A 20,961-nucleotide genomic window follows, 5' to 3' on the forward strand; every position below is an offset into this window, starting at 1 on the left:
GGGTGGACAGAAAGACAGGAGGGTTTAAAATGAATAGAATGGACTTGCTTTTAAAGGTATTCGATTCAACGTTTGATAAAGAGAGCTGGTATGCTCCGTTCAAAGACTCAATCGATGGGCTAACGGCAGAACAAGCCCGATGGAAACCGGCAGGGGAAGCTGCGAAATCAATTTGGGAGAACTTGAATCATCTCATTTATTACAAAGAGAGATTAGTAGCAAATCTGGAAGGCCGTGAATGGACAAATCACCTCAGCGGGGACGAGAATTTCTATCTTACCGAACAATCAAACGATGATCAAGAATGGATGAAAGTTGTTGAGCGTGCGGTAAACGTTAATCAAAAATTAAGAGAGATTCTCAGCAACATGACGGTCAATGAGCTCGATCATCAATCACTGGACGGGAAACTGCTGGATATATTCGTCCACGATGCTTATCATACGGGGCAAATCATGCAAACTAGAAAAATGCAGGGTTCATGGCCATCCAATCGTTAAAATTAGTGTGATAGAAAAAAATTGGGTAAACTTCATTGTGAAGCGTACTCTTTTTTTTTTTCGAATTCCTCAGAATTATGAATAAATGATAAAAATAGGATGTATGATTGATTGGCAGATTCTTCATTAATGTGATAATATGGATACGAATGTTTGTTCTGTTTTTTGTCATTATTTCTGTTGATTTCCTTTAGGCGATAGGTGAACTTCCCTGTAAGGTGTCTCATTGGGTCCACTGAACCGTGAGAGTAAGGTATCTGACACTCTAATTAACAGTTAATAACAGATTTTAAGAAGAAAACGATAAAACTCATATTCAATGTTTTGTATGGAAATTTGCTCACCATTGGAATGAAAGGAGAAAAAATTGAAAAATCAAGATCAATTGACTGAAACCGGAGGGACTTTTGGGAGCAGAAGCAACTTCTTGTTAGTGATGATTATGATACTCGGTGTTTTTGTTGCCATTTTGAATGAAACGCTTCTTAACGTAGCTTTGTCAAAAATAATGAATGATTTCGGGATCACACCGAGTACTGCCCAGTGGTTGACTACTGGATATCTCCTCGTTATCGGTGTTCTTATACCTGTCACTGCTTTTCTGATTCAGCGGTTTACGACAAGAAGCTTATTTCTCGGAGCCATGACATTGTTTACAGTAGGGACATTAGTAGCGGCAATTTCTCCAGGGATTGAAGTATTAATCTTCGGAAGACTGCTTCAAGCCGCAGGAACTGGACTTCTTTTTCCTTTACTGACCAATGTTGTATTTTCTATCGTTCCATTTGAAAAAAGGGGCTCGGCGATGGGGACGATTGGGGTTGTTATTACCTTTGCTCCAGCAATAGGACCCACACTGTCAGGCATTATTGTAGAACATTTTAGCTGGCGGGTTCTCTTTTACGGAGTGCTGCCGATCGCTTTGATTGTCATTATTTTTGCATATGCGAAGCTTAAAAACGTAACGGAGACGACAAATCCAAAGGTTGATCTATTCTCGCTTCTTCTTTCAACTCTTGGGTTCGGTGGAATTGTTTATGGGTTCAGCAGTTCTGGTGAAGCAAACGGGGGATGGATGAGCAATCACGTACTGCTTCCAATAGCAATCGGTACTGTGTCTTTAATCGTGTTTACGTGGAGGCAGCTGACGATTGCTCAACCACTGCTGGATTTAAGAACGTTTAAATATAGCATTTTCAGAATGTCTACCGTAATCATGATGATTGTTATGATGTCGATGTTTTCAGCCATGATGCTGCTGCCGATTTTTCTCCAAAATGCATTAAGTTACAGTCCGTTTGAAGCAGGTTTGATTATGTTGCCAGGCGGGATTGTCATGGGAATCATGTCCCCGATTACGGGCCGCTTATTTGATAAGTTCGGTGCCAAATGGCTTGCGCTGATTGGATTAGGGTTGATTGCCATTACACTTTGGCAGTTTGCAAGTATTACATTAACAACACCATATATCACGATTATGATATTCAATACGCTTTTAATGTTAGGTATTTCCATGGTTATGATGCCGATTATGACCAACGCTTTGAACGAATTGCCGCCGCCGTTGTATCCGCATGGGACAGCTATCATCACTACACTTCAGCAGGTGGCTGGTGCTATTGGGACGGCTTTACTTGTGTCCATCATGACGAATAGTTCTACTCGTTATTTAGAAAATACTTCAATGAAAGAAGATAATGCTACCTTACAAATTCTTGCGATGATTGCTGGAATGAAAAGTGCATTCTTTCTCGCATTTGGACTTGTAGCCTTCGCCTGGATCATTTCATTATTTATAAAACGATCTGTTCCTCAGGATCATACTAAAATGGAAGTCGATCAAGGACCTGCGAATTAAAGAAAAGAGCCGGTTATCGCTATTACAGAGATAATCGGCTCTTTTTTAATGATTAATTTACTTTAGTTCTGGAGCTGCAGCTCTAATCGCCTTTGCATATTCTTCCGCTAGAAACGCATGGCCTTCGTCGCTCGGATGAACACCGTCCGAACCGATATACTTCGAATAGTTTGTCTCGTTCCACTTGTCTTTCATATCAATAAATGTACAGTTCGATACTCGATGACAAGCATTCTGAATGGCAAGATTTTTAGGTGTGAGATCTTCTTCCGAGTAATGAGAGACGGATGGAATACCACTCGCAAACACTTTCGTTTCCGGCAACGCTTTTTGTATGGCAGTTAAGAACTGAGAGTAATCCTTTTGGTATTGCTCAAGATTTCTAGAACTCGCATTATAGCCGTATACCAGCAGAACATAATCTGGTTTTAGATCGATTACATCACTTTGCAGACGATCGAGACCGCTGTTCTTACTGGATGCTGGAACTGAAACATCCAGGTCCGTCTTGCTTACTGCTTGATTGATGCTCTCAACACCGAGTTTATCTTCCAGCAATCCGGCGAAAGAGAGAAGTGCGGTATTTTTGCTGCCGTATCCTTCTGCATAACTATGACCCATCACGACAAGCCTTTTTTTGCTCTCAACCGGCTTTCTTACGTTTGCTTTTTTATCGATAAAAAGTCCATCGAGTTCACTGAGCGAAGAATGCACGATCTCGATTTTATGCCAGCCTGTTTTGTTTTCGTAAAGTGGTATCTTGCTAACCTTTCCATCCGCTGTAAGCTTCTTTTCAACTGCTGGCTTTCCGTCTACAAACACGGTGAGCGTGCCGCCTATTCCCACTTGTTTTAAAACAGCGAACGAGCTGTCTGTTTCTATTTTTACCCGACGGCCGTAATGGGGTACATCGCCACTTACCAGCCAACCTTTCATCACTTTGCCTACCGTGGGCTCATCCACTTCCTTCCAAGGTCCGTTCGTAAACAGCCATTCCGGACTATTGGGTTTGATGAGTTTTATTTTTGAAGTTACTTCAACAGAGACAGGATCTTGTATGGTGGTAGATGTTTTCGTCTCTCGATTTGAGAAAAACACGGTAACCGCGATAAATAGTACAAATAGGCTTAAAATAAGACTCCCCATCTTTTTCATTTTATCCCCATTCAAGTGGTACACCCCCAAATTTCTAATTTCCTTATATTAAAAATATTCACCTTAGCTCATATGATACCTGTTTGGAATAATCTAAAATATTCCTTTTATAACAACTATTAGGATATTTGGATTTGATGCTAGTGAAAGAAGGAAAGTGACAATTACTAGGGAGGATGAAGAAAACTATTATTATTGTAAAACGATTTATCAAGATTAGTAGATAGATGGTAGGCAGGGAAAGTTCACATATACGTAGAAAGGGTAAATCTGTAAATAATTAATATTCAAATTTGAAACACCAGACTAGGAGTTGATAGGAATATGGAAACACGAATAAATCAAACTGAAGTGAAGCAAATAGAATTGAATGGCCAAACCTTTAAATACCGCGATAGTGGAGATCTTTCAGCACCGCCGCTTGTTGCACTTCACGCGTTAGGAGAAAATGCAGAATCATGGGATAAAGCTGCTGCTGAACTAGGGAAAAAATACCGCGTCTTAGCTTTAGATCAACGGGGGCACGGTGGGAGTGCGAGAACGATTACCTATTCCATTGAACTCATGTGCGAGGACTTGCTTCATTTTGCTGATGCCTTGGAATTAGAGAAGTTTACACTGATCGGTCATTCAATGGGAGGAATTGTATCCTATCTTTTTGCAGAAACCTATCCAGAGAGAATAGAACGTTTGATCATCGAAGATATTGTTCCGCCTTTAGAGGATAAGCCAAAAGAAATTCCGGACAAACCTTCTCATCCTCTGCTATTTGATTGGTTGGTTATTCCCTCGATACTAGGGCAATATCATGAACCTGAATGGTGGGCTCGTCTTACACACATTACCATGCCGACTCTTATTATAGGTGGTGGGTCCAGTAAAACTTCCAAAAACAAAATGCAAGAAGTTTCAGAGCTAATTCCGAATTGCGAATTGGTGATGATAGAGGGTGCAGGGCACTTTGTTCACGATGAAAATTTAGCAGCTTTCTTAGTACCTGTAAAAAGCTTTCTAAATATTTAACATCCAAATAGAGTATTTTCAAAATTTTTATTCAAATCCGGTGCATTTCTTCATGAAGGAGTGCAAAAAATAAGAGATTAAATGAATCGATTTTAAAAGATGTTGAAATGATATGGTAAGGATATTATGAAGATACTCTTTCTGGAGGCTGATTTTGAAACATAAGCGAATGACCGAGAAAAAAGTATTGAAATATTTTTTGGTTTTGGGAGTATTTTTGTACTTATTAACTTTTTTAACACCTGTTATACATTTACCGATTGGCTGGTCCAATGTTTTTGTTGGCATTCAAGCAGAGCCTAGTTATCTGCCATTTAAGTACGAGAAGAGTTATATGACGAGCAGGTCTTGCGGGAAAAGCTGTGAGAAACTGAAATTGCATTATGAGGCGCCAGATACCGAACTCCTTATTCTAGCTACTGATTATGTCAGCTGGTATGATGACCCGAAGTGGGATAAGAGAACAAAAATTAAAGGGACCAAATACTTTTATCGAGAGAAAAATAAGAAACAATATCTATATTGGAAAGAAGAAAAAGAAGAGCTGGAATTAGGTATTGAATACAAAGGGGAAAATAGTTTGCCTCAATCAGAAATGGTAAAAATTGCAGACTCCATTACACCAGAGGGTAGATTATTGAACTAGTTTTATTCACTTTAAAAACAGAGAGAAGGGATTGTTCTGAACAATTCTTTGGTGTGATAGCTTGAATAACCTATTAAAGACTTCCATAATGAGCAGCTTGCTCATCATTGTACTTCCGTTTTTACAATGGAAGCTTATGGATTTATTAACTTTATTTCTAATGCCTTTTGCATGGCTAATTGTTTACGGATCCTTCATCGTCATTTTTATTTTATCTATCATACGATTATTTAAGAAAAAGGATTGGAAGCCACTAGGGATTCAAATGCTAGCAATTGTATTATGGATTCTTATTCCTTTCAATCAAATTGTAATCGAAATGGACTTCAAACGGAACGAGTCAAAAAGAAACGAAGTTATAACAAAAGTGAATGATGGAACATTTGTACCGAATGTATCTTATAATCCATCACTCATCCACTTGCCAAAAGAGTATAAGCATCTTTCAAACGGTGGCGGTGATATTGTCATCGAAAAACAAGGCAATGATTATGCTGTTCTATTTTTTACGTTCCGAGGAATACTCGATAATTTCTCAGGCATAGTCTATTCACCAAATGATAGAAAGCCAACACATTCCTTCGGTGAAAATTTTATAGAAATAAAAAAGCTTGATGACAACTGGTATTTTGTTGCTTCTAATTAAAATGCAGTTAAGATGATCATTGAATAGAGGAATGATTTTATTTGTATAACAAGTTCAGCTCTTTATTTTTACTAGTTTCAATTTTACTTCTATTAACTAGCTGTTCCCTTTTCCAAAACAAACAGGCTATAGTTGCCGATACAGTTAGCACAGATTTATCGGAAGAAAATATAGATGGAATCGTTTTAGGTACGAAAATAAATGATAGCAATTTTATCAAAAAACATCAGATTAAAAACGATCATTCAAATTCATATCATCTTGATCATGATAAATATAGTATATTGACAAATGATTACGATGTGATCACTTTTATCACAGGAGATGAAACTACTCAAACTGAAAAAGAAGTCAAAGTAGGAGACTCGATCAACGAAGTAATCAATAAATATGGTAAAAACTATTATGAATATACTGTGCAAGGTGTTCAAACCATAGGATATGTTGACCATGCATATAAAAGTAAAATTGACTTTTGGTATGTTGATGAAAAAGTAATTACTATAGACTTATCGAATGAAGCAGTTAATCCATATCAATAGATAGTAAGTTTTCCAGTAAACAGAGGTTAGTAAGATAGTAGATTTATATAACCAGATACCAGAATTTAAAGAAGATCATCATGATCCAGAGGTGATTGCCCGAAACATCTCAGAAGGCTGGACTAAAAATTACGTTATTGAAAACAATGGGGAGTATGTAGCAGCAGCTTCTACGGTTTGTGAAAATAGTTTTTCTGCGATGATTTCAGCTGTTTGTACAATAGAATCTCATAAGAAAAAGAGATACGCCACGAAATGCTTGGAAAATCTAATCCATGACCTTCAAACAGAAGGGAAAACATTGTGTCTTTTTTATGATAGCGAAGAGGCGGGAAGAATATACAAGCGATTAGGCTTTAAAGATATTGAAAAATGGAATGTATCTACTTTATGAACTAGCTATATGTAGTTATTGAAGGATTGTAAGAAGGAGTGTCTAGAAAGTGGAAGTAAAAGTAGAACCTATGAATGAAAAAACAGCAGAGGAAATTCTGAAATGGACGTACGAAACACCCTATGACTTTTACAATAATTCAGTTACCGAAGAGGGGATGAACGAACTGCTTAATGGTTCCTATTACTCTCTTCGGAAAGACGATCAAGAATTACTAGGGTTTTACTGTACGGGTGAGGCTGCTCAAGTTCCGATTGGTTATGAGCATGGTGTTTATAATGAACCGCTGATTGATATGGGGTTGGGGATGAATCCCGGTTATACAGGTAAGGGTAGCGGTTATCAATTCGTTTCGACCATCATGGATTTTATTAAAGAAAAAAGTGGCGACATTCCCATTCGACTGACGGTGGCTGAATTCAACAAAAGAGCGATCCATCTCTACGAAAAGCTGGGGTTTGTAAAAGAAGGTGAATTCAGCACTCCGAGGGCTGCCTTTATTACGATGGTAAAACGGGCATAAATTTGAGATTAATAGGTTGGAGGTTAAATATGAGTAAGAAAAAAATGTATTTGCTGACGCTGGTTTTCTTAATGCTCACAGCATCACTGTTATCAGCTTGCAATTACAATTCAGATGTAACAGACGGCGATGAAAAGGTAACACCTGAGATGGATCAAGTAATATCGGACTATATTGTTCAAAAATACAAAACGGGTTATGGGGAAACAGACAAACAGTTTGAAGTACATAAAATCTATGGAACGAGTGGATCAGGGGACACGTTGGACGTTTACATGTGGTCATACTATGGTGGTTTTAATAAATCTCATGGGACGAAGGCGCAATCTGGTCATTCTTTACCGGCATTGGTGAGGTTAGAGAAGAAGGATGGACATTATATGGTAACGAAATACAAAGAGCCTGAAGATGGGTCACTGTATCAATCCTCAATTAAAAAAATGTTTCCAGAGAAATATGTTAAAAAGGCTGCAGATGACAGTGGAAATATGGGTGGATTGGAAAAGAAGATGAATAAAAAAGTGGAAAATTGGATGAGGAAGAACGGTTAGTAGATTTGTTTAAAGGCGCATTCATATGGGTCAAAGCTTAAAGAAGAATACCATAGAGGAGTGATTTTTATGATGAAAGAGAATAGTAGTTTGTATTTTAATATGGTTCTCGGCACGATTGGTATGGTCCTTATTGGATTGGGTTTCATCCAGCTTTTTCAGTTAGGATTACAAATGGATCATCAAGGCATCCTCTTTTCTTTAATCGGTTATTCCTTTACCAATGGTTATATATTCTATCTTGAACGAAAAGCCGGAATCAGCAACAAACTCGTCTGGACTCAATCAATCATCGGTGTCTCCATGTTGGCTATTCTATCTTATTGGCTGTTTTTGTAGCCCAAAAGGGCAATTCTCTGAAGTGGAGTTTTGCCCTTTTTTATGACATGGCCTTATTTCATATAATGTGCCACTAACTCATAGCACCTTTCTCTTGTAACGGTTGCTTGTGTAGCCACATATTCTAAGGTTTCCGTTGAACCGCCTTTATACTTTAGCGAGGAGTCTTTCGCAGTTTTATCCCTATTTATCATCCACTGACGTTGTTCTTCTCTTAATTGGTCCATTTGTTCTGTACTCAGCTGCTTTTGGAGCACACCGTAGATCTCGTTCAACTCGGCATCCCATTTTTGATACCTCTCTTTTTCTTGTTCTTCCAGTTCCCTCATAGTGGTTTTGCTTTTTGCGTTTCGATCAGCTTCTTCCATCTCGTTAAGCTTCTCAAGATATTCATCCTTAGTCATTTCATCTGTTGGTTTTGAATCGGTTGATTCGGCAGCGGATGAATCACTTTGTTCCGATTGGTCGTTACTCTCAGTATTCTCCGTTTTGTTTCCTGTTTTGCTTTCATTTTCATCTGACTGGTTATTTGGCTTCGGGTTGGAATTATGTACTGAATCCTCTGATGAGTTTGAGCATGCTGATAAAATAACGAACCCCAGTATTATGATTTTCATAAAATGGTTCCGAACATTGTTCATTCTTATCCCCCCTGCTTGTGTGTCTGAATAATGTGTCATACGGCTCAACACTAATTTAACATAATTATCCAACGGCCCCAATAAAACGGTTCATTTTCACCTAAATTTTTCTAAAATTACGGCCTTTTATTTACTTTTTATGGTATTTTTATAATGAGAGTTATTCGATCTGGAGAGTGAAGGACTTGAGGATCTTTTTCAAATGGCTGTTTAAAAATCAGAGAGCTACGGATATTAGTTCTTTAATAGTTGTAATAATATTGATGTTTGTTATCAACTTGTTTAACTATGATTACGTTCGCAATCTATTATTCATCCCATTTCTTATCGGCGTAATCATTGGCACGAGATTATGTGAAGATCTCGTAAGAAAAATAATCGGTAAAAGAAATCGTAACGTAGATTCAGCTTATTTTTATGTAAGTATTTTCGTTGTGGTTACCGTTACGATGATCATCAAATCATATTATTAGATGGCAAGGGGAATTGATTGATCAATAGTTTCTGTGTGGAAGATATAAAGAATAATGAAAGTCAATTAGTAGATTGATATCATCGACCGTATTTTCCAATCAAACCAATAGTCGTTTCTTACAGAAGTAGTGCATTTTATTTTGAAATGAATTGGGCGATTAACAAGAGAATACTTTCTTCTATCTCATTTACTAGAAGGATATAGTCATTTTTTATGGAATTAAAAAATTGAATGATTAGCTTTTCGCGTCAGAATCTAAACGATAAAATGTGAGGTGGATTTTACGATGGAAACGAGTAACAAAGTATCAATAACGGTAGAAACGACCGTTCAAAAGCCGGTCGCAGAAGTTTGGAAGTACTGGACAGAACCACAGCATATCACAAAATGGAGTTTTGCATCTGATGATTGGCATGCACCAAAAGCGGAGAATGATTTAAGAGAGGGAGGAAGTTTCCTCACGAGAATGGAAGCGAAGGATGGCAGCTTCGGCTTTGATTTTGGAGGAGTTTATGACGAAGTGAAATTCAACGAACGGATTGCTTACACGCTTGGTGATGGCAGAAAAGTCTCCATCACGTTTGAAGACCAGGGAAACGCTACAAAGATCGTTGAGACATTCGACGCGGAAAGCACGAATCCCGTCGATATGCAAAAAGCGGGCTGGCAAGGTTTTCTGGACAATTTTAAAAAATATAGTGAAGCTTCACACATCGAATAGACTCTATCTATCAGGCGTTAACCCGTTTATGGGTTAGCGCCTTTTTTTGTAGAACAAGAGCAGACGGAGGAGAACAACTTTCATTATTAAGAAAGTCTTAAGATTTATGCTAAGTAAATGTAAAGAAATTCAGGATAAGATGAGAATAATTTCAAATATATACCATGCTATAATGCAGAAGGGAGAGTGAGAAAACATGAATGAATATAACGTGCTGGTCGTGGATGATGAGAAAGAGATCCGTGACGCGATTGAAATATATTTGAAGAACGAAGGAATACATGTCATACAAGCGAGAGATGGAATCGAAGCGATTGAAAAATTAGACGTACACCACATCCACCTCATTATATTGGACGTCATGATGCCGAGGTTAGATGGCATCTCGACAACATTTAAAATACGGGAACAGAAGAACATCCCGATCATCATCCTCAGTGCGAAGAGTGAGGATACCGATAAAGTGCTCGGCCTTCAGATCGGTGCCGATGATTATGTAACAAAGCCGTTTAATACGCTCGAGCTCATCGCCCGAGTCAAATCCCAGCTGCGCCGGTATGTCACACTCGGTACATATGAGGGGAAAACCGGAATCATAAACTTGAATGGGCTGACACTGGATAAGGAAGCGAAGGAGGTTGCCGTAAACGGTGAACCTGTAAAATTTACACCGATCGAATATAAGATCGCTGAACTCCTGATGTCGTATCCGGGCAGAGTGTTTTCCATAACGGACATTTATGAACGCGTATGGAAAGAGCCAAGTTATAACGCAGAGAATACAGTCGCTGTCCATATTAGAAAGATCAGAGAAAAGATCGAGATCGATCCGAAAAATCCAAGATATTTAAAGGTGGTATGGGGAATTGGATACAAAATGGAAAAGTAGGACTAAAATGTTCGTCTGGGTCTTGTTGCTGACCTTTGGAATCAGCGGAATCGTCTCCATTTTTGAAAATGGTCATTGGTACGTCAACAAAGATTATTTTCATACACAAGATTTTAACGTAACGTTAGAAGAGTTTATCGAGTACATCGGTACAGCGGACATCAATCATCCATCAGAAGAGGAATTAAAGGACAATATCAAGGTTACGAAGGAAGATATTGAAGAGCATCGCACACGTTATGGAACGCTGTCCGAGCAAGTAACCAACCTGAAGGATCAGTATGAACCGAAAATAGAGGATGCCAGATCTGCAGGAAATGAAGATGTCGTGAAGCTTTATGAACAGCAAAGAGATGAGAAGATTAAAGACATCGTTGAAAATTTTAAAAGCGATGAATATGTCAAAGCAAAGGTTATGAAAGAGAAAGAAAAACAGATTGATAAGTTTATCGATGCACGAGAAAGGTACTTGGCCGGTTACGATCCTAATTTGCTAGGTTTCCAATACTATTTAGAAGATGTGAAAACAGGAGAGGTTTTTACGAATGTAAACAATGCGAACAGCCCGGAAGACCTGCAGGATCAATCTAATTTGTTCACTCGAAAATATTCATCTTCATCAGAAAATGGTTCTCTGCAGTTAAATGGTCATTATTCTTTTTTAGACTATACACAGGACGAATATTTTGCTCAAAAACCAAAATTGCTTCAAGGAATCATTACCCTGCCGGCTGCTGCTTCTAAAGGGAACTGGCTCCAAAAACAGAACGATGATTATAAAAGCAGACAGATGTTCTTTTTTGCAACATCGATCGGCAGTCTAGTCGTACTTTGCCTCGCGTTCTTATGGGCAAGAAGACTCCACCCGATACAGGTGATTGCTGCATCAGAAAAAAGGAACTTATATAAAAGGATTCCGATCGATATCCGGTTGGGCGTTCTATTGATCTCGATTCTTCTAATGTTGATGGCACTCGTGATGAATGCGCAAAACTACGATAATCTGTCCTTTTCGGTTTTGTATAGTGATGGACTCTTTGAATTTCTGATCACAGTCCTCATGGTAGGAATCACGCTTATCCAAGGGATTTGGATCTACCCGGAGATCGGCAATAAAGCACTGTATAGAGAATCTTTCCTTGTAAAAATGTCCCGCTGGTTTTACCGATTGGGGTCAGATGCGTTTTACAACAGAAGTGTCGGGTTTCAGATTCTGCTCCTACTTATCGTGATCTTTTTGTCAGGGTTCGGTGCTGGGGTAGTGGTCATTTATCCAGAGGTTTTCATCATTTATTTCTTTCTATTTATCATCTTTACCGTACCTGTACTGATATATTTGTTCAAACGGATCGGCTTTTTGAACCGGATCATCCAGCATTCTAAAGAACTTGCGGCAGGACAACTGGAACAAGACCTGCCTCATAAGGGAAAATCAGCATTGGCAATGCTTGCTGGAAATCTAAATCTTTTGAAACACGGTGTAAAAACGTCAAAGAAAGAAGAAGCGAAAAGTGAAAGGCTGAAGAACGAACTGATCACTAACGTCAGTCACGACCTTCGCACACCGTTGACTTCGATCATCACGTATACAGAACTCTTGAAGTCTCCAGGGCTTGCGAAGGAGGATCATGATTCGTATCTGGAAATTATCGACCGGAAATCGAAACGTCTTAAGATTTTGATTGATGATTTGTTCGAAGCTTCTAAAATGGCAAGCGGCAAGATTGAACTTGCGAAACAAAAGGTAGATATCGTCCAGCTTCTTCAGCAGGCGATGGCTGAATATAATGAAATGATTAAGGAGTCTTCCTTAACGTTTAGGCTCGCAACTCCGAACAGTCCGATCTTTACCTATGTGGATGGACAAAAAATGTGGCGGGTGTTTGATAACCTGATCGGGAACGTTCTCAAGTATTCTCACGAGAACACAAGAGTCTATATTTCAGTAGCATATGAAAACCATAAAGTGAAGATATCATTTAAGAACGTTTCAGAATATGAACTCGGCGGAAACATCGAGGAGTTGTTTGAACGCTTCAAGCGGGGAGATACTTCACGTCATACAGATGGATCGGGCTTAGGGCTCGCGATCGCTAAATCAATCGTCGACCTGCACGAAGGCAGCATGGATATTGATGTGGATGGAGACTTATTTAAAGTCACGATTGAATTGGATGCGATGGAACGATGAGATTAAATAAAAAACTTCTTTTAGGTATAGCCATTGTATGTGTCAGCATATTTGGATTTGCGAAAAGTGCGGAAAGCCCAGCAGAAAAAGCTGCCATTGAAGTAAAACAAATCTCAGAGACGAGTACAGAAAAATAAATAGATAAATGACAGTAAATAAAATGGAGCATTTCTTCGAGAAGGAGGAATGCTCTTTTTTATGGAACTTAATAAGAGTATTACAGAGAGAGGTGTTTATTATTGGAACTTAAAAATGGAGAGTATAAAGCAGTCCTGAATGGTATTGTCCATTGGATAAAAATAGACGGAAGCCAAAACAATACTGTTCCACTCGTTCTTTTACATGGAGGTCCAGGTGGAAATCATTATGTATTTGAGCGAACGATCGTTCCTTTACTTTCTAGTGAAAGAACCGTTATTTATTATGAACAACGTGGATGCGGCAGAACAGAAAAACCTTCCGAAGAGACGGAGTATTCCATCGATTTATTGATTGAGGATTTTGCAGCCTTATTTAAATGGTTAGATGTAAAGAAAGTGGATTTGCTAGGTTATTCGTTTGGCGGCGAGCTTGCACTGGAGATTGCTCACAATTTCCCGATGATGATAAACAAGATCATCCTTTCCGGTCCGAGTTTAATAGATTCGAAAATAAACAAGTTCGTGCAAATTACTGGCTTCTGTTCGGTGGTCGGTAACGAGATGTATAAACAGATGGAAGACGTACTAAACAAAAACTTAACGATTGCAGAAACGTATAATGCGTTTTGGGAGCTGGCGGATAGCAAATCGGTTGATTTATTGTTGTTTCAAAATCAAGACATAGCTAGAAGAAACAGAGAACTTTGGGAAGAGAGTAACTTAGTTAACACGGGACATATGTTTAAAGGATTACAACAAAACCCTGTAAAAAGACCACTAATTGGACGACTAAAGGAAATCGATCATCAGACCTTAATTATGACCGGAGTTTTTGATCGCAATACAGGAATACCGATTTCAACAATAATAAATAGAGAAATGAAAAACAGCGAAATGGTCTTGTTTCATCATAGCGCTCATTTTCCTGATTTGGAGGAACCTGAGAAATACAATCGGACAGTACAAATGTTTTTAATAAATTAAAAAAGTGAGTGGATAGGATGCTGTTTAGAAATGGTGATCTGCAAGTCCGTAAGTTGGAAGAAAGAGATAAGAACTTATTAGTGCAATGGTTATCAAATCCAGCAGTGCTGGAATTTTATGAAGGACGAGACAATCCTTTCGATTTGGACAAAGTGAATGAAAAGTTCTATGAGTCTGAAAAAGATACGGTTAGATGTATCGTTGAGTATAGAGAAGATACTTTTGGATACATACAATAGTATCCGTTAGACGATGAAACAAAAACGGTTTACGGGTATTCGGAAGGAAACATTTACGGAACCGATCAGTTTATTGGTGAGGCTGACTATTGGAATCGTGGAATCGGAACGTTGCTCGTTACCTCGATGGTTAACTATTTAATCGAACAAAAAACGCTGAACGAATCGTAATGGATCCGCAGGTGCGAAATAGCAGAGCGTTAAAATGTTATGAAAAATGTGGTTTTCAAAAAGTGAAGTTCCTGCCAAATCGTGAACTTCATGAGGGAGAATACCAGGATTGCTGGTTAATTGAGTTCAAGAAATAATACATAAATGTCAAATTAAGAATTGGAGACTTGTATGTACGACATCAGGCAAATGATTAGAAAGAGTAAATCCCTTAGTGGACCCTTCCCTTCATTTAATATTAACGAGGTACCTGAGAGCCCTTATGAACTTTTTCTGGAATGGTTTGGAGATGCAGTTGATCAGGGTGTACATGAACCCCATGCAATGACTCTTTCGACAACAGACCAGAACGGATTTCCAGATGCAAGAGTCCTCATAATAAAAGATGTTGACCAGGATGGATGGTATTTTGCATCAAGTTCGAAAAGTGCAAAGGGAAAACAAATGGAGTTGAATCCAAAAGTTGCTTTAACCTTTTATTGGTCATTAGTAGGAAGGCAAGTACGAATACGCGGGAAAGCATTTAAGATGAAAAAAGAAATGAGTGCCAATGATTTTTTGAATAGAGGGATGATCGCTAGAGCTATTGCGTTGCTTGACAAACAGAGTTCGGTTTTGAATGATCCCCTTGAATTTGAGGAGCAGCTAACAAAGGAAATTATCCATCTTCAGCAAGAGCCCAATACAATATCTCCTTCTTGGACTTTGTATAGAGTTCAAGCAAAAGAAGTTGAATTTTGGCAAGCAGATAAAGACCGTAAGCATACTAGATTGCAGTATACATTTGATAGGGATAAATGGGTAACTAATCTGTTATGGGCATAAGCTGATCATTCTTAAACATTGTTTAGATTAAATCTAACAATTACTTTTCAGGAAGGACTTCACAGTGTGTGGTCCTTATTTTTTATACGATTCATTTAACCTCTCTTTCTAATAACCGAAATAATAGAAAAAGAAATTTGTAACTTTTTCCTATTTTGTTTGTCAGTAATAGGGGGAGGAGAGAAAAGCATGGCAGATCCACTGGAAGAAATGTATCACATATATAAAGAACCGATTTTCCGTTATCTTCGCCATATGTGCCAGAGCCGTACGATAGCTGAAGAACTCACGCATGATACATTCCTAAAGGCTTTCAAGGGATATGGTCGTTTTCGCGGAGAGTCCTCCCTTAAGACGTGGCTCTTTAAGATTGCGAGAAATACGTATTTAAATGAAGCGGGGAGATTTTCTCAAAAGAACGAAGTACCCTTTGCTGAACCCGAGCGGCATGAAAGAGGAATCACCCGGAACATTGAAACGGAAATGATGGTTAGGCAGACTATGCGAAGACTCACAGAAAAGGAAAGGACTCTACTCATTCTGAGGGAACAGTGCTTTTCACTGAATGAGATCGCAGCCATCTTACAGCAAACGGAAGGGAACATTAAAGTAGGAATCCATCGGGCGAAAAAGAGATTCAGAGAGTATTATTTGGAAGGGGATGAGGGAAGGATATGAAGTTGGATTGCAGTCTCGTTGAGGATTTGTATCCCCTATATGAAGAAGATGAGTTGAAGTTAGAAAACCGGCAGGCGGTAGAGGAACATTTAAAATCTTGCCGTTCGTGCAGCAATCTGTTTCAAAATGGAGTCGGATTTTCCGAAGAGCATCTGTTCCAAGCGAACGATCAAGATCTGTTACCGAAGAAGCTGGATGATCGGATCCGATTAACCTTTCGCTTGAGAAGAATGAAAATCATCGCGGGGTTACTGTTGGCGGTGATCATTGTAACTTGTGTCAACCGGTATGCCGCCAATCGTGAGAAAGTAGCTACCCTCATGAACGGGATGTATCTTTATAGTGAATCCCTTCAAGAAATGGCTAAAAATAATCCTTATGAGCTGGATACGAACAGACAATTTATCGACTACACAATGAATGATATTATGGATCTGGATAATGAATTGAATTGGCTGGAGCGCAATCCGTTAAAAAATACTTCTTACCCTTTTTTTGTGAACACACAGGATCTGGATGAAATGGCAGTAACCCTTAGAGAACGGAGAAAGCAAGGTTTAGAAGATGATACAGACAGAAAAGCGATTGAACTTTTACAAAAGCAAACCAATGTCCTTTATAAACATGTTCGAAACGAATACGAACTATTCCATCATGGCTACAGTTCTTACTTCGAATTACTGGATGTTGAAGGGATCGGTAAACCCATCAGTAAAATTGAAGAACTGTCCTATTTTTATACGCGATATCACAAGCTGCCTTCTGAAATGAAGTTGATGACAGAGAAAGAACTGAAGCAAAAAGTGACAACCGTTTTCGACGATAAGGATGGCAAGGTTGAACTGAAAAAATCTTTAAATGATGAGCCTGATGTGTACCATTTTGTGATGAAAGGGGCGGAGCAGGGAATCAGCGGAAAGATAAACGGATATACCGGAAACATTTTCTGGGCAGTGAACGATTCCCCGCCATCCAATGATAAAAAGCCTATGCGAAAGAAAGAAATCATGAAAAAAGCAAGAACTCTCCTTCAAAGAATGTATGGAAGGAATGCGGAATTTGAATGGAAATATGTACAGGGCGTTTCTGAAGATATTTACAGGATCAGTTTTGTGCCTGTTGCTGGAAATCAGCAGCTACTTTTCCAATCGTCAGATCCGTTCTTCATTGACTTTGATGCAAGGACCGGAGAATTTAGCACGCTGTCTGAAATGGGGCAGACATTTTCTAAAGAATTTTTCGCTAAAAAATATTATGAAGTATTGTCTCCGGAGGAATTAGAAAGAAAAGCTGCAAAAATTTCAGGAAAAAAAGGAAAGACAGTTGAAAAAGGAATTATGTATTCTACCATCTCTTCTGACTATGTTCTCGTTAATGTATTTGAAGGGAAGGATAACTTCATTTATATCAATGCGGAAACGGGAGTCGTTGAAAGATCGGCACATGCTTTCCGTTAACTATCAAATTTATAGGAGTCTAAAATATGAAGTTTCATTATATCGATAAAGACAACTGGGATCGAAAGGAATATTTTGAACATTATCTTAACCAAAAATGTACGTTTAGTATTACGGTTAATCTTGACATCACCTTATTGCTGCAACAGCTTAAAAGCAGAGACATCAAATTATACCCAGCTTTTATCTATATGGTAAGCAGAGTTGTTAATTCTCATAAGGAATTTAGAACGTCCTTTTCTGATGATGGTCAGCTCGGGTTTTGGAAGGAAATGAGTCCATCCTATACCATCTTCCATAAAGATAATAAGTCCTTCTCCAGCATTTGGACCAACTATTCTACTAGGTTTGCTCGGTTCTATGAAAATTTCAAAGAGGATGGAGAGAAATATGGTGAGAAGAAGGGGCTTTTTCCGAAGCCGGATGAGCCGAAGAACACCTTTCCCATTTCAAGCATCCCGTGGGTCAATTTTACAGGTTTTAACTTAAACATTAATAATGATGGTAATTATCTCTTGCCGATTATCACAAGCGGTAAATATTTTACACAGGACGATAATGTCTGGCTGCCGGTCTCTTTGCAGGTGCATCACGGTGTTTGTGACGGGTACCATGCGGGTCTCTTCTTCGAGGAAATGCAGGTGTTAACTGAGAAGTGTTTGGTTTGGCTGGACGATTAGATCTATTATCAGACAGAGTAAACAACCCATTCAGACCGTGTATAGACATTCAATAGTGACAAATTAGATTGCAGGGTGATAAGTCGATGATAGGAATAAGTATTGCAACAAAGTGGGAATATGAAGCGACATTGGAATACTTTGGCATAAAAGATAACGAACGTTTCGGTTATCCTTATGGCGAGTATTTCTTAAGAACAATTAAAAATACTGAACTTGTTTTTTATAGTACAGGTGTAAGAAAAGTAAATGGTGTTGGTGGTAATCAGTATATGATTTCTAAATTTAATTTAACGAAAGTAATCGTTGCTGGAACATGTGCAGGAATAGATGATACCTTCTGTAATTTGGATATTTTTGTACCCGATAAAGCCGTTCAATATGATTGCACAGTAAAAGAAATTGAGCCTTTTATTAAACAATACTTCATAGTTGATATTGATCTATCAAAATATGGAAATGATTTTTATACTGGAACAATTGCTACCTCCGATAAAGCGGTAGTTATGTGGAAGGACTATGTAGAACTAAAAGAAAACGAAATAACAATAGCCGATACAGAAGCGGGTGCAATTGCTTATATCTGTAAGAAGAATGATGTTGAATGCATCATCATTAAGGGAATATCTGATTTTCCAACAGATGAAAGAAACACTGATAAATTCGAATCGAACATGGAACAAATTAATGTTTATTTAGAAAACACACCCAAAGTTATGAACAAAATATTTGGCGAATATTTAAAAAGATTTATTTAAATAAATGTAAGTTTAATAGAAAGATTATGATTGTTGATGTTTGTAAGAAGATAGGGGATATAATTGTGTTAGTATTTTTTCTTCATATTTTGATAAGTTTTATGGTGTTAGGAATAGCATTGGTTCTAGGTCGAATAGTTGAATTTAAAAGAAGTGCTCTAAATAATATGGTTGCGATAACTGCATTATCAGGGATTTTTTTAGTAGGTACAGGTATTATCATTGGCATAGGAGATTCTTTACATGCATATCTCTATATAACCTTTATATTACAGTTAATCATTACTTGTCTTTTCTTTTTGATCTATCGTCATTTTAAAAAGGTGGGCAATTCAAAATTAATAAACATCTCTTCCATGATCCTAGTTATGATTAGTTATTTAACTTATGTTTATTATATTATAGGGAGCTTTTTATATTAATGGGGACTTTAGTTGACTAAGACAATAATTGGTAATAAAAAGACCAACTTAACAAAAGTCGGTCTTTTTTGTGTGATTTACCTTGTGAATTACCAAGTGTTTTGTCAGTGATTACCTATAAGATTTCATATAATATTTGACTGTTTGCACCTCACAAGTAACCCGTTAATCAAAATTGGAGTGCATTTCTTTCTTAATAATCAATATCACCGTTCGTGCGAATGCCAGATGTATTGTAATATTCATTATACATCTTATCAAGCAGCTTCCAGCGTTCTTCGTTCGAAAGCCCTTTAATCAAATCAAGCAATCCGTCTGCCGTTCTGTCGTTTGGCGTGTACGTTACTACATCATCCAGGGATCGGGTATCAGCCGGAAAAATGAGACCAATCTGGTTTCTCGCTTCATCCATGATCCTTAATACCCGCAAGCTGTTTTGGTGAGAGTTGATTTCAGATTCGAGCTTTCCGGCACGTACAAGCTCGATAAACTCTTTTGCTTCATAGTACATAGAAGGCTTGTCCTGAATTTGGGTGATGTCTTCTGTTGAACCGTCTTTATAACGGATCTCGATTTTTGTCATGTTCTGGATATGGTCGATCAGAATGCTTCCGTTCTCACCCTGAATCTCAGACGGTGAGTAGGAGTTTGAGATTTTAGAATGCATGACGACTGCTTCATGCTCTTCATATTTTAAAAGGATACTGCCTTCACCATCCACGCCGGAACCGAGTTTAAGACCGTTTGCTTTAATCTTTTCAGGTATTCCAAATAGAACGACCATCGGATACAGACAGTAAGTCCCGATATCCATTAGCGAACCGTTTGAGAAAATCGGGTTAAACGCGTTCAGCACTTTACCTTCCTTATACGCATCATAGCGGGAGGAGTACTGACACGAAATACCGACATACCGGCGGACATCACCGATTTTATGTAAGTTGTCTCTTATGCTCAGGAAGTTCGGAGTCATTGTTGAACGCATCGCTTCCATAAAGGTTACGTTATGGCTTTTAGCGGTCGAAATCATGCGTTCGAGTTCTTTAGCGTTCGACGCAACAGGCTTTTCACACATTACATGCTTGCCGTGTTGTAAGAAGATCATCGACTGTTCGTAATGTAACGAAGTCGGACTCGCAATATAGACTGCATCGATTTCGTCACTTGACGCCATTTCCAAGACATTCGTAAAAGTCGAAGTAACGTTATACTTCGCTGCAAATTCTTTTGCACGATCTTCTGTACGGGAATAAACCGCATTCAATGAAAAATCCTCGATTAAACTTGCTGATTCAATAAAACGTTCTGTAATAAAGTTTGTACCTATCACACCAAATCTCAAAGAATTCATCCCTTTCTTAGGCAGGGGCAAAAGCCCTCAGTTTATCATAGTATGTATCATAACGCTTTTGGCTCATAGTAGACAACTTATCAGGACTGAAGCCCTATTTTTACTGAAAAAGGTTTATTGAAATAATAAAGCGGGAACATGATAGTTAAAACCTGGTTAGGA

23 protein-coding genes and 2 pseudogenes are annotated in these 20,961 nt (G+C 38.3%); 22 read left to right on the forward strand and 3 right to left on the reverse strand.

Going from position 1 to position 20,961, the window contains the following annotated elements; translation table 11 throughout:
* The first annotated feature begins 29 nt into the window (after positions 1–29).
* Both J2X07_RS03035 and J2X07_RS03040 read left to right on the forward strand, forming a co-directional pair.
* Positions 30–500 (forward strand): DinB family protein, encoded by a 471-nt coding sequence (locus J2X07_RS03035; protein ID WP_310256305.1) that lies wholly within the window; start codon positions 30–32, stop codon positions 498–500.
* A 367-nt stretch (positions 501–867) separates the two neighbouring features.
* Entirely contained in the window at positions 868–2,358 is a 1,491-nt protein-coding gene (locus tag J2X07_RS03040; protein ID WP_310256307.1) for a DHA2 family efflux MFS transporter permease subunit, read from the forward strand.
* 57 nt (positions 2,359–2,415) lie between these two features.
* Here the strand turns inward: J2X07_RS03040 and J2X07_RS03045 are convergent, their stop codons facing one another.
* Complete coding sequence (locus J2X07_RS03045; protein WP_310256309.1) at positions 2,416–3,528, reverse strand: SGNH/GDSL hydrolase family protein; 1,113 nt, start codon at positions 3,526–3,528, stop codon at positions 2,416–2,418.
* Positions 3,529–3,837: 309 nt separating this feature from the next.
* Here J2X07_RS03045 and J2X07_RS03050 point away from each other — a divergent pair, with 309 nt between their 5' ends.
* The 8 genes from J2X07_RS03050 (at position 3,838) to J2X07_RS03085 (ending at position 8,177) form a co-directional block, all read left to right on the forward strand.
* Positions 3,838–4,536, forward strand: coding sequence for an alpha/beta fold hydrolase (locus J2X07_RS03050; protein ID WP_310256312.1), 699 nt, complete (start codon positions 3,838–3,840; stop codon positions 4,534–4,536).
* A 154-nt stretch (positions 4,537–4,690) separates the two neighbouring features.
* On the forward strand, positions 4,691–5,182 hold the full coding sequence (locus tag J2X07_RS03055; protein WP_310256314.1) for a hypothetical protein: 492 nt from the start codon (positions 4,691–4,693) through the stop codon (positions 5,180–5,182).
* A 61-nt stretch (positions 5,183–5,243) separates the two neighbouring features.
* The gene (locus tag J2X07_RS03060; RefSeq protein WP_310256316.1) at positions 5,244–5,828 is read left to right on the forward strand and encodes a hypothetical protein; all 585 of its coding nucleotides are present in this window, start codon (positions 5,244–5,246) and stop codon (positions 5,826–5,828) included.
* A 41-nt stretch (positions 5,829–5,869) separates the two neighbouring features.
* Entirely contained in the window at positions 5,870–6,370 is a 501-nt protein-coding gene (locus J2X07_RS03065) for a hypothetical protein (protein WP_310256317.1), read from the forward strand.
* Positions 6,371–6,404: 34 nt separating this feature from the next.
* A complete protein-coding gene (locus J2X07_RS03070) occupies positions 6,405–6,764 on the forward strand; it encodes a GNAT family N-acetyltransferase (protein WP_396193580.1) in 360 nt (119 codons plus the stop codon).
* Between the two features lie 49 nt (positions 6,765–6,813).
* Complete coding sequence (locus J2X07_RS03075) at positions 6,814–7,287, forward strand: GNAT family N-acetyltransferase (protein ID WP_310256319.1); 474 nt, start codon at positions 6,814–6,816, stop codon at positions 7,285–7,287.
* Positions 7,288–7,316: 29 nt separating this feature from the next.
* Positions 7,317–7,838 carry a hypothetical protein gene (locus J2X07_RS03080; RefSeq protein ID WP_310256321.1) on the forward strand — a complete coding sequence of 174 codons (522 nt, stop codon included), beginning with the start codon at positions 7,317–7,319 and terminating at the stop codon, positions 7,836–7,838.
* 69 nt (positions 7,839–7,907) lie between these two features.
* Positions 7,908–8,177: a hypothetical protein gene (locus J2X07_RS03085; protein ID WP_310256323.1), complete on the forward strand. Its 270-nt coding sequence runs from the start codon at positions 7,908–7,910 to the stop codon at positions 8,175–8,177.
* A gap of 53 nt (positions 8,178–8,230) precedes the next feature.
* Here J2X07_RS03085 and J2X07_RS03090 read toward each other — a convergent pair whose 3' ends face one another.
* Complete coding sequence (locus J2X07_RS03090) at positions 8,231–8,818, reverse strand: lysozyme inhibitor LprI family protein (RefSeq protein WP_310256325.1); 588 nt, start codon at positions 8,816–8,818, stop codon at positions 8,231–8,233.
* Positions 8,819–9,003: 185 nt separating this feature from the next.
* Between J2X07_RS03090 and J2X07_RS03095 the strand changes: the two genes are divergently transcribed.
* The 12 genes and pseudogenes from J2X07_RS03095 (at position 9,004) to J2X07_RS03150 (ending at position 19,026) form a co-directional block, all read left to right on the forward strand.
* Entirely contained in the window at positions 9,004–9,291 is a 288-nt protein-coding gene (locus J2X07_RS03095; RefSeq protein ID WP_310256327.1) for a hypothetical protein, read from the forward strand.
* A gap of 288 nt (positions 9,292–9,579) precedes the next feature.
* Positions 9,580–10,014, forward strand: a complete 435-nt coding sequence (locus J2X07_RS03100) for an SRPBCC family protein (protein ID WP_310256329.1) — start codon at positions 9,580–9,582, stop codon at positions 10,012–10,014.
* A gap of 196 nt (positions 10,015–10,210) precedes the next feature.
* A complete protein-coding gene (locus J2X07_RS03105) occupies positions 10,211–10,903 on the forward strand; it encodes a response regulator transcription factor (RefSeq protein ID WP_310256331.1) in 693 nt (230 codons plus the stop codon).
* A complete protein-coding gene (locus J2X07_RS03110) occupies positions 10,881–13,094 on the forward strand; it encodes a sensor histidine kinase (protein WP_310256333.1) in 2,214 nt (737 codons plus the stop codon). Before J2X07_RS03105 ends, J2X07_RS03110 begins: the two co-directional genes overlap by 23 nt.
* Positions 13,091–13,231 carry a hypothetical protein gene (locus J2X07_RS03115; protein ID WP_310256334.1) on the forward strand — a complete coding sequence of 47 codons (141 nt, stop codon included), beginning with the start codon at positions 13,091–13,093 and terminating at the stop codon, positions 13,229–13,231. Before J2X07_RS03110 ends, J2X07_RS03115 begins: the two co-directional genes overlap by 4 nt.
* A gap of 102 nt (positions 13,232–13,333) precedes the next feature.
* On the forward strand, positions 13,334–14,218 hold the full coding sequence (locus J2X07_RS03120) for an alpha/beta fold hydrolase (protein WP_310256335.1): 885 nt from the start codon (positions 13,334–13,336) through the stop codon (positions 14,216–14,218).
* Between the two features lie 17 nt (positions 14,219–14,235).
* Positions 14,236–14,765: pseudogene (locus J2X07_RS03125) on the forward strand (GNAT family N-acetyltransferase).
* A gap of 34 nt (positions 14,766–14,799) precedes the next feature.
* A complete protein-coding gene (locus J2X07_RS03130; protein WP_310256337.1) occupies positions 14,800–15,453 on the forward strand; it encodes a pyridoxine/pyridoxamine 5'-phosphate oxidase in 654 nt (217 codons plus the stop codon).
* A 189-nt stretch (positions 15,454–15,642) separates the two neighbouring features.
* A complete protein-coding gene (locus J2X07_RS03135; RefSeq protein WP_310256339.1) occupies positions 15,643–16,131 on the forward strand; it encodes an RNA polymerase sigma factor in 489 nt (162 codons plus the stop codon).
* On the forward strand, positions 16,128–17,588 hold the full coding sequence (locus tag J2X07_RS03140) for a zf-HC2 domain-containing protein (protein ID WP_310256341.1): 1,461 nt from the start codon (positions 16,128–16,130) through the stop codon (positions 17,586–17,588). The genes J2X07_RS03135 and J2X07_RS03140 overlap by 4 nt, the downstream gene beginning before the upstream one ends.
* Before the next feature lie 26 nt (positions 17,589–17,614).
* Entirely contained in the window at positions 17,615–18,268 is a 654-nt protein-coding gene (gene catA / locus J2X07_RS03145; protein ID WP_310256343.1) for a type A chloramphenicol O-acetyltransferase, read from the forward strand.
* 86 nt (positions 18,269–18,354) lie between these two features.
* Positions 18,355–19,026: a permease gene (locus J2X07_RS03150; RefSeq protein ID WP_310256344.1), complete on the forward strand. Its 672-nt coding sequence runs from the start codon at positions 18,355–18,357 to the stop codon at positions 19,024–19,026.
* A gap of 789 nt (positions 19,027–19,815) precedes the next feature.
* Here the strand turns inward: J2X07_RS03150 and J2X07_RS03155 are convergent.
* Positions 19,816–20,799: pseudogene (locus tag J2X07_RS03155) on the reverse strand (Gfo/Idh/MocA family protein); the annotation flags it as partial.
* Positions 20,800–20,961 lie beyond the last annotated feature (162 nt).

Source organism: Fictibacillus barbaricus, assembly GCF_031457135.1.
Taxonomy (GTDB): Bacteria; Bacillota; Bacilli; order Bacillales; family Fictibacillaceae; genus Fictibacillus; species Fictibacillus barbaricus_A.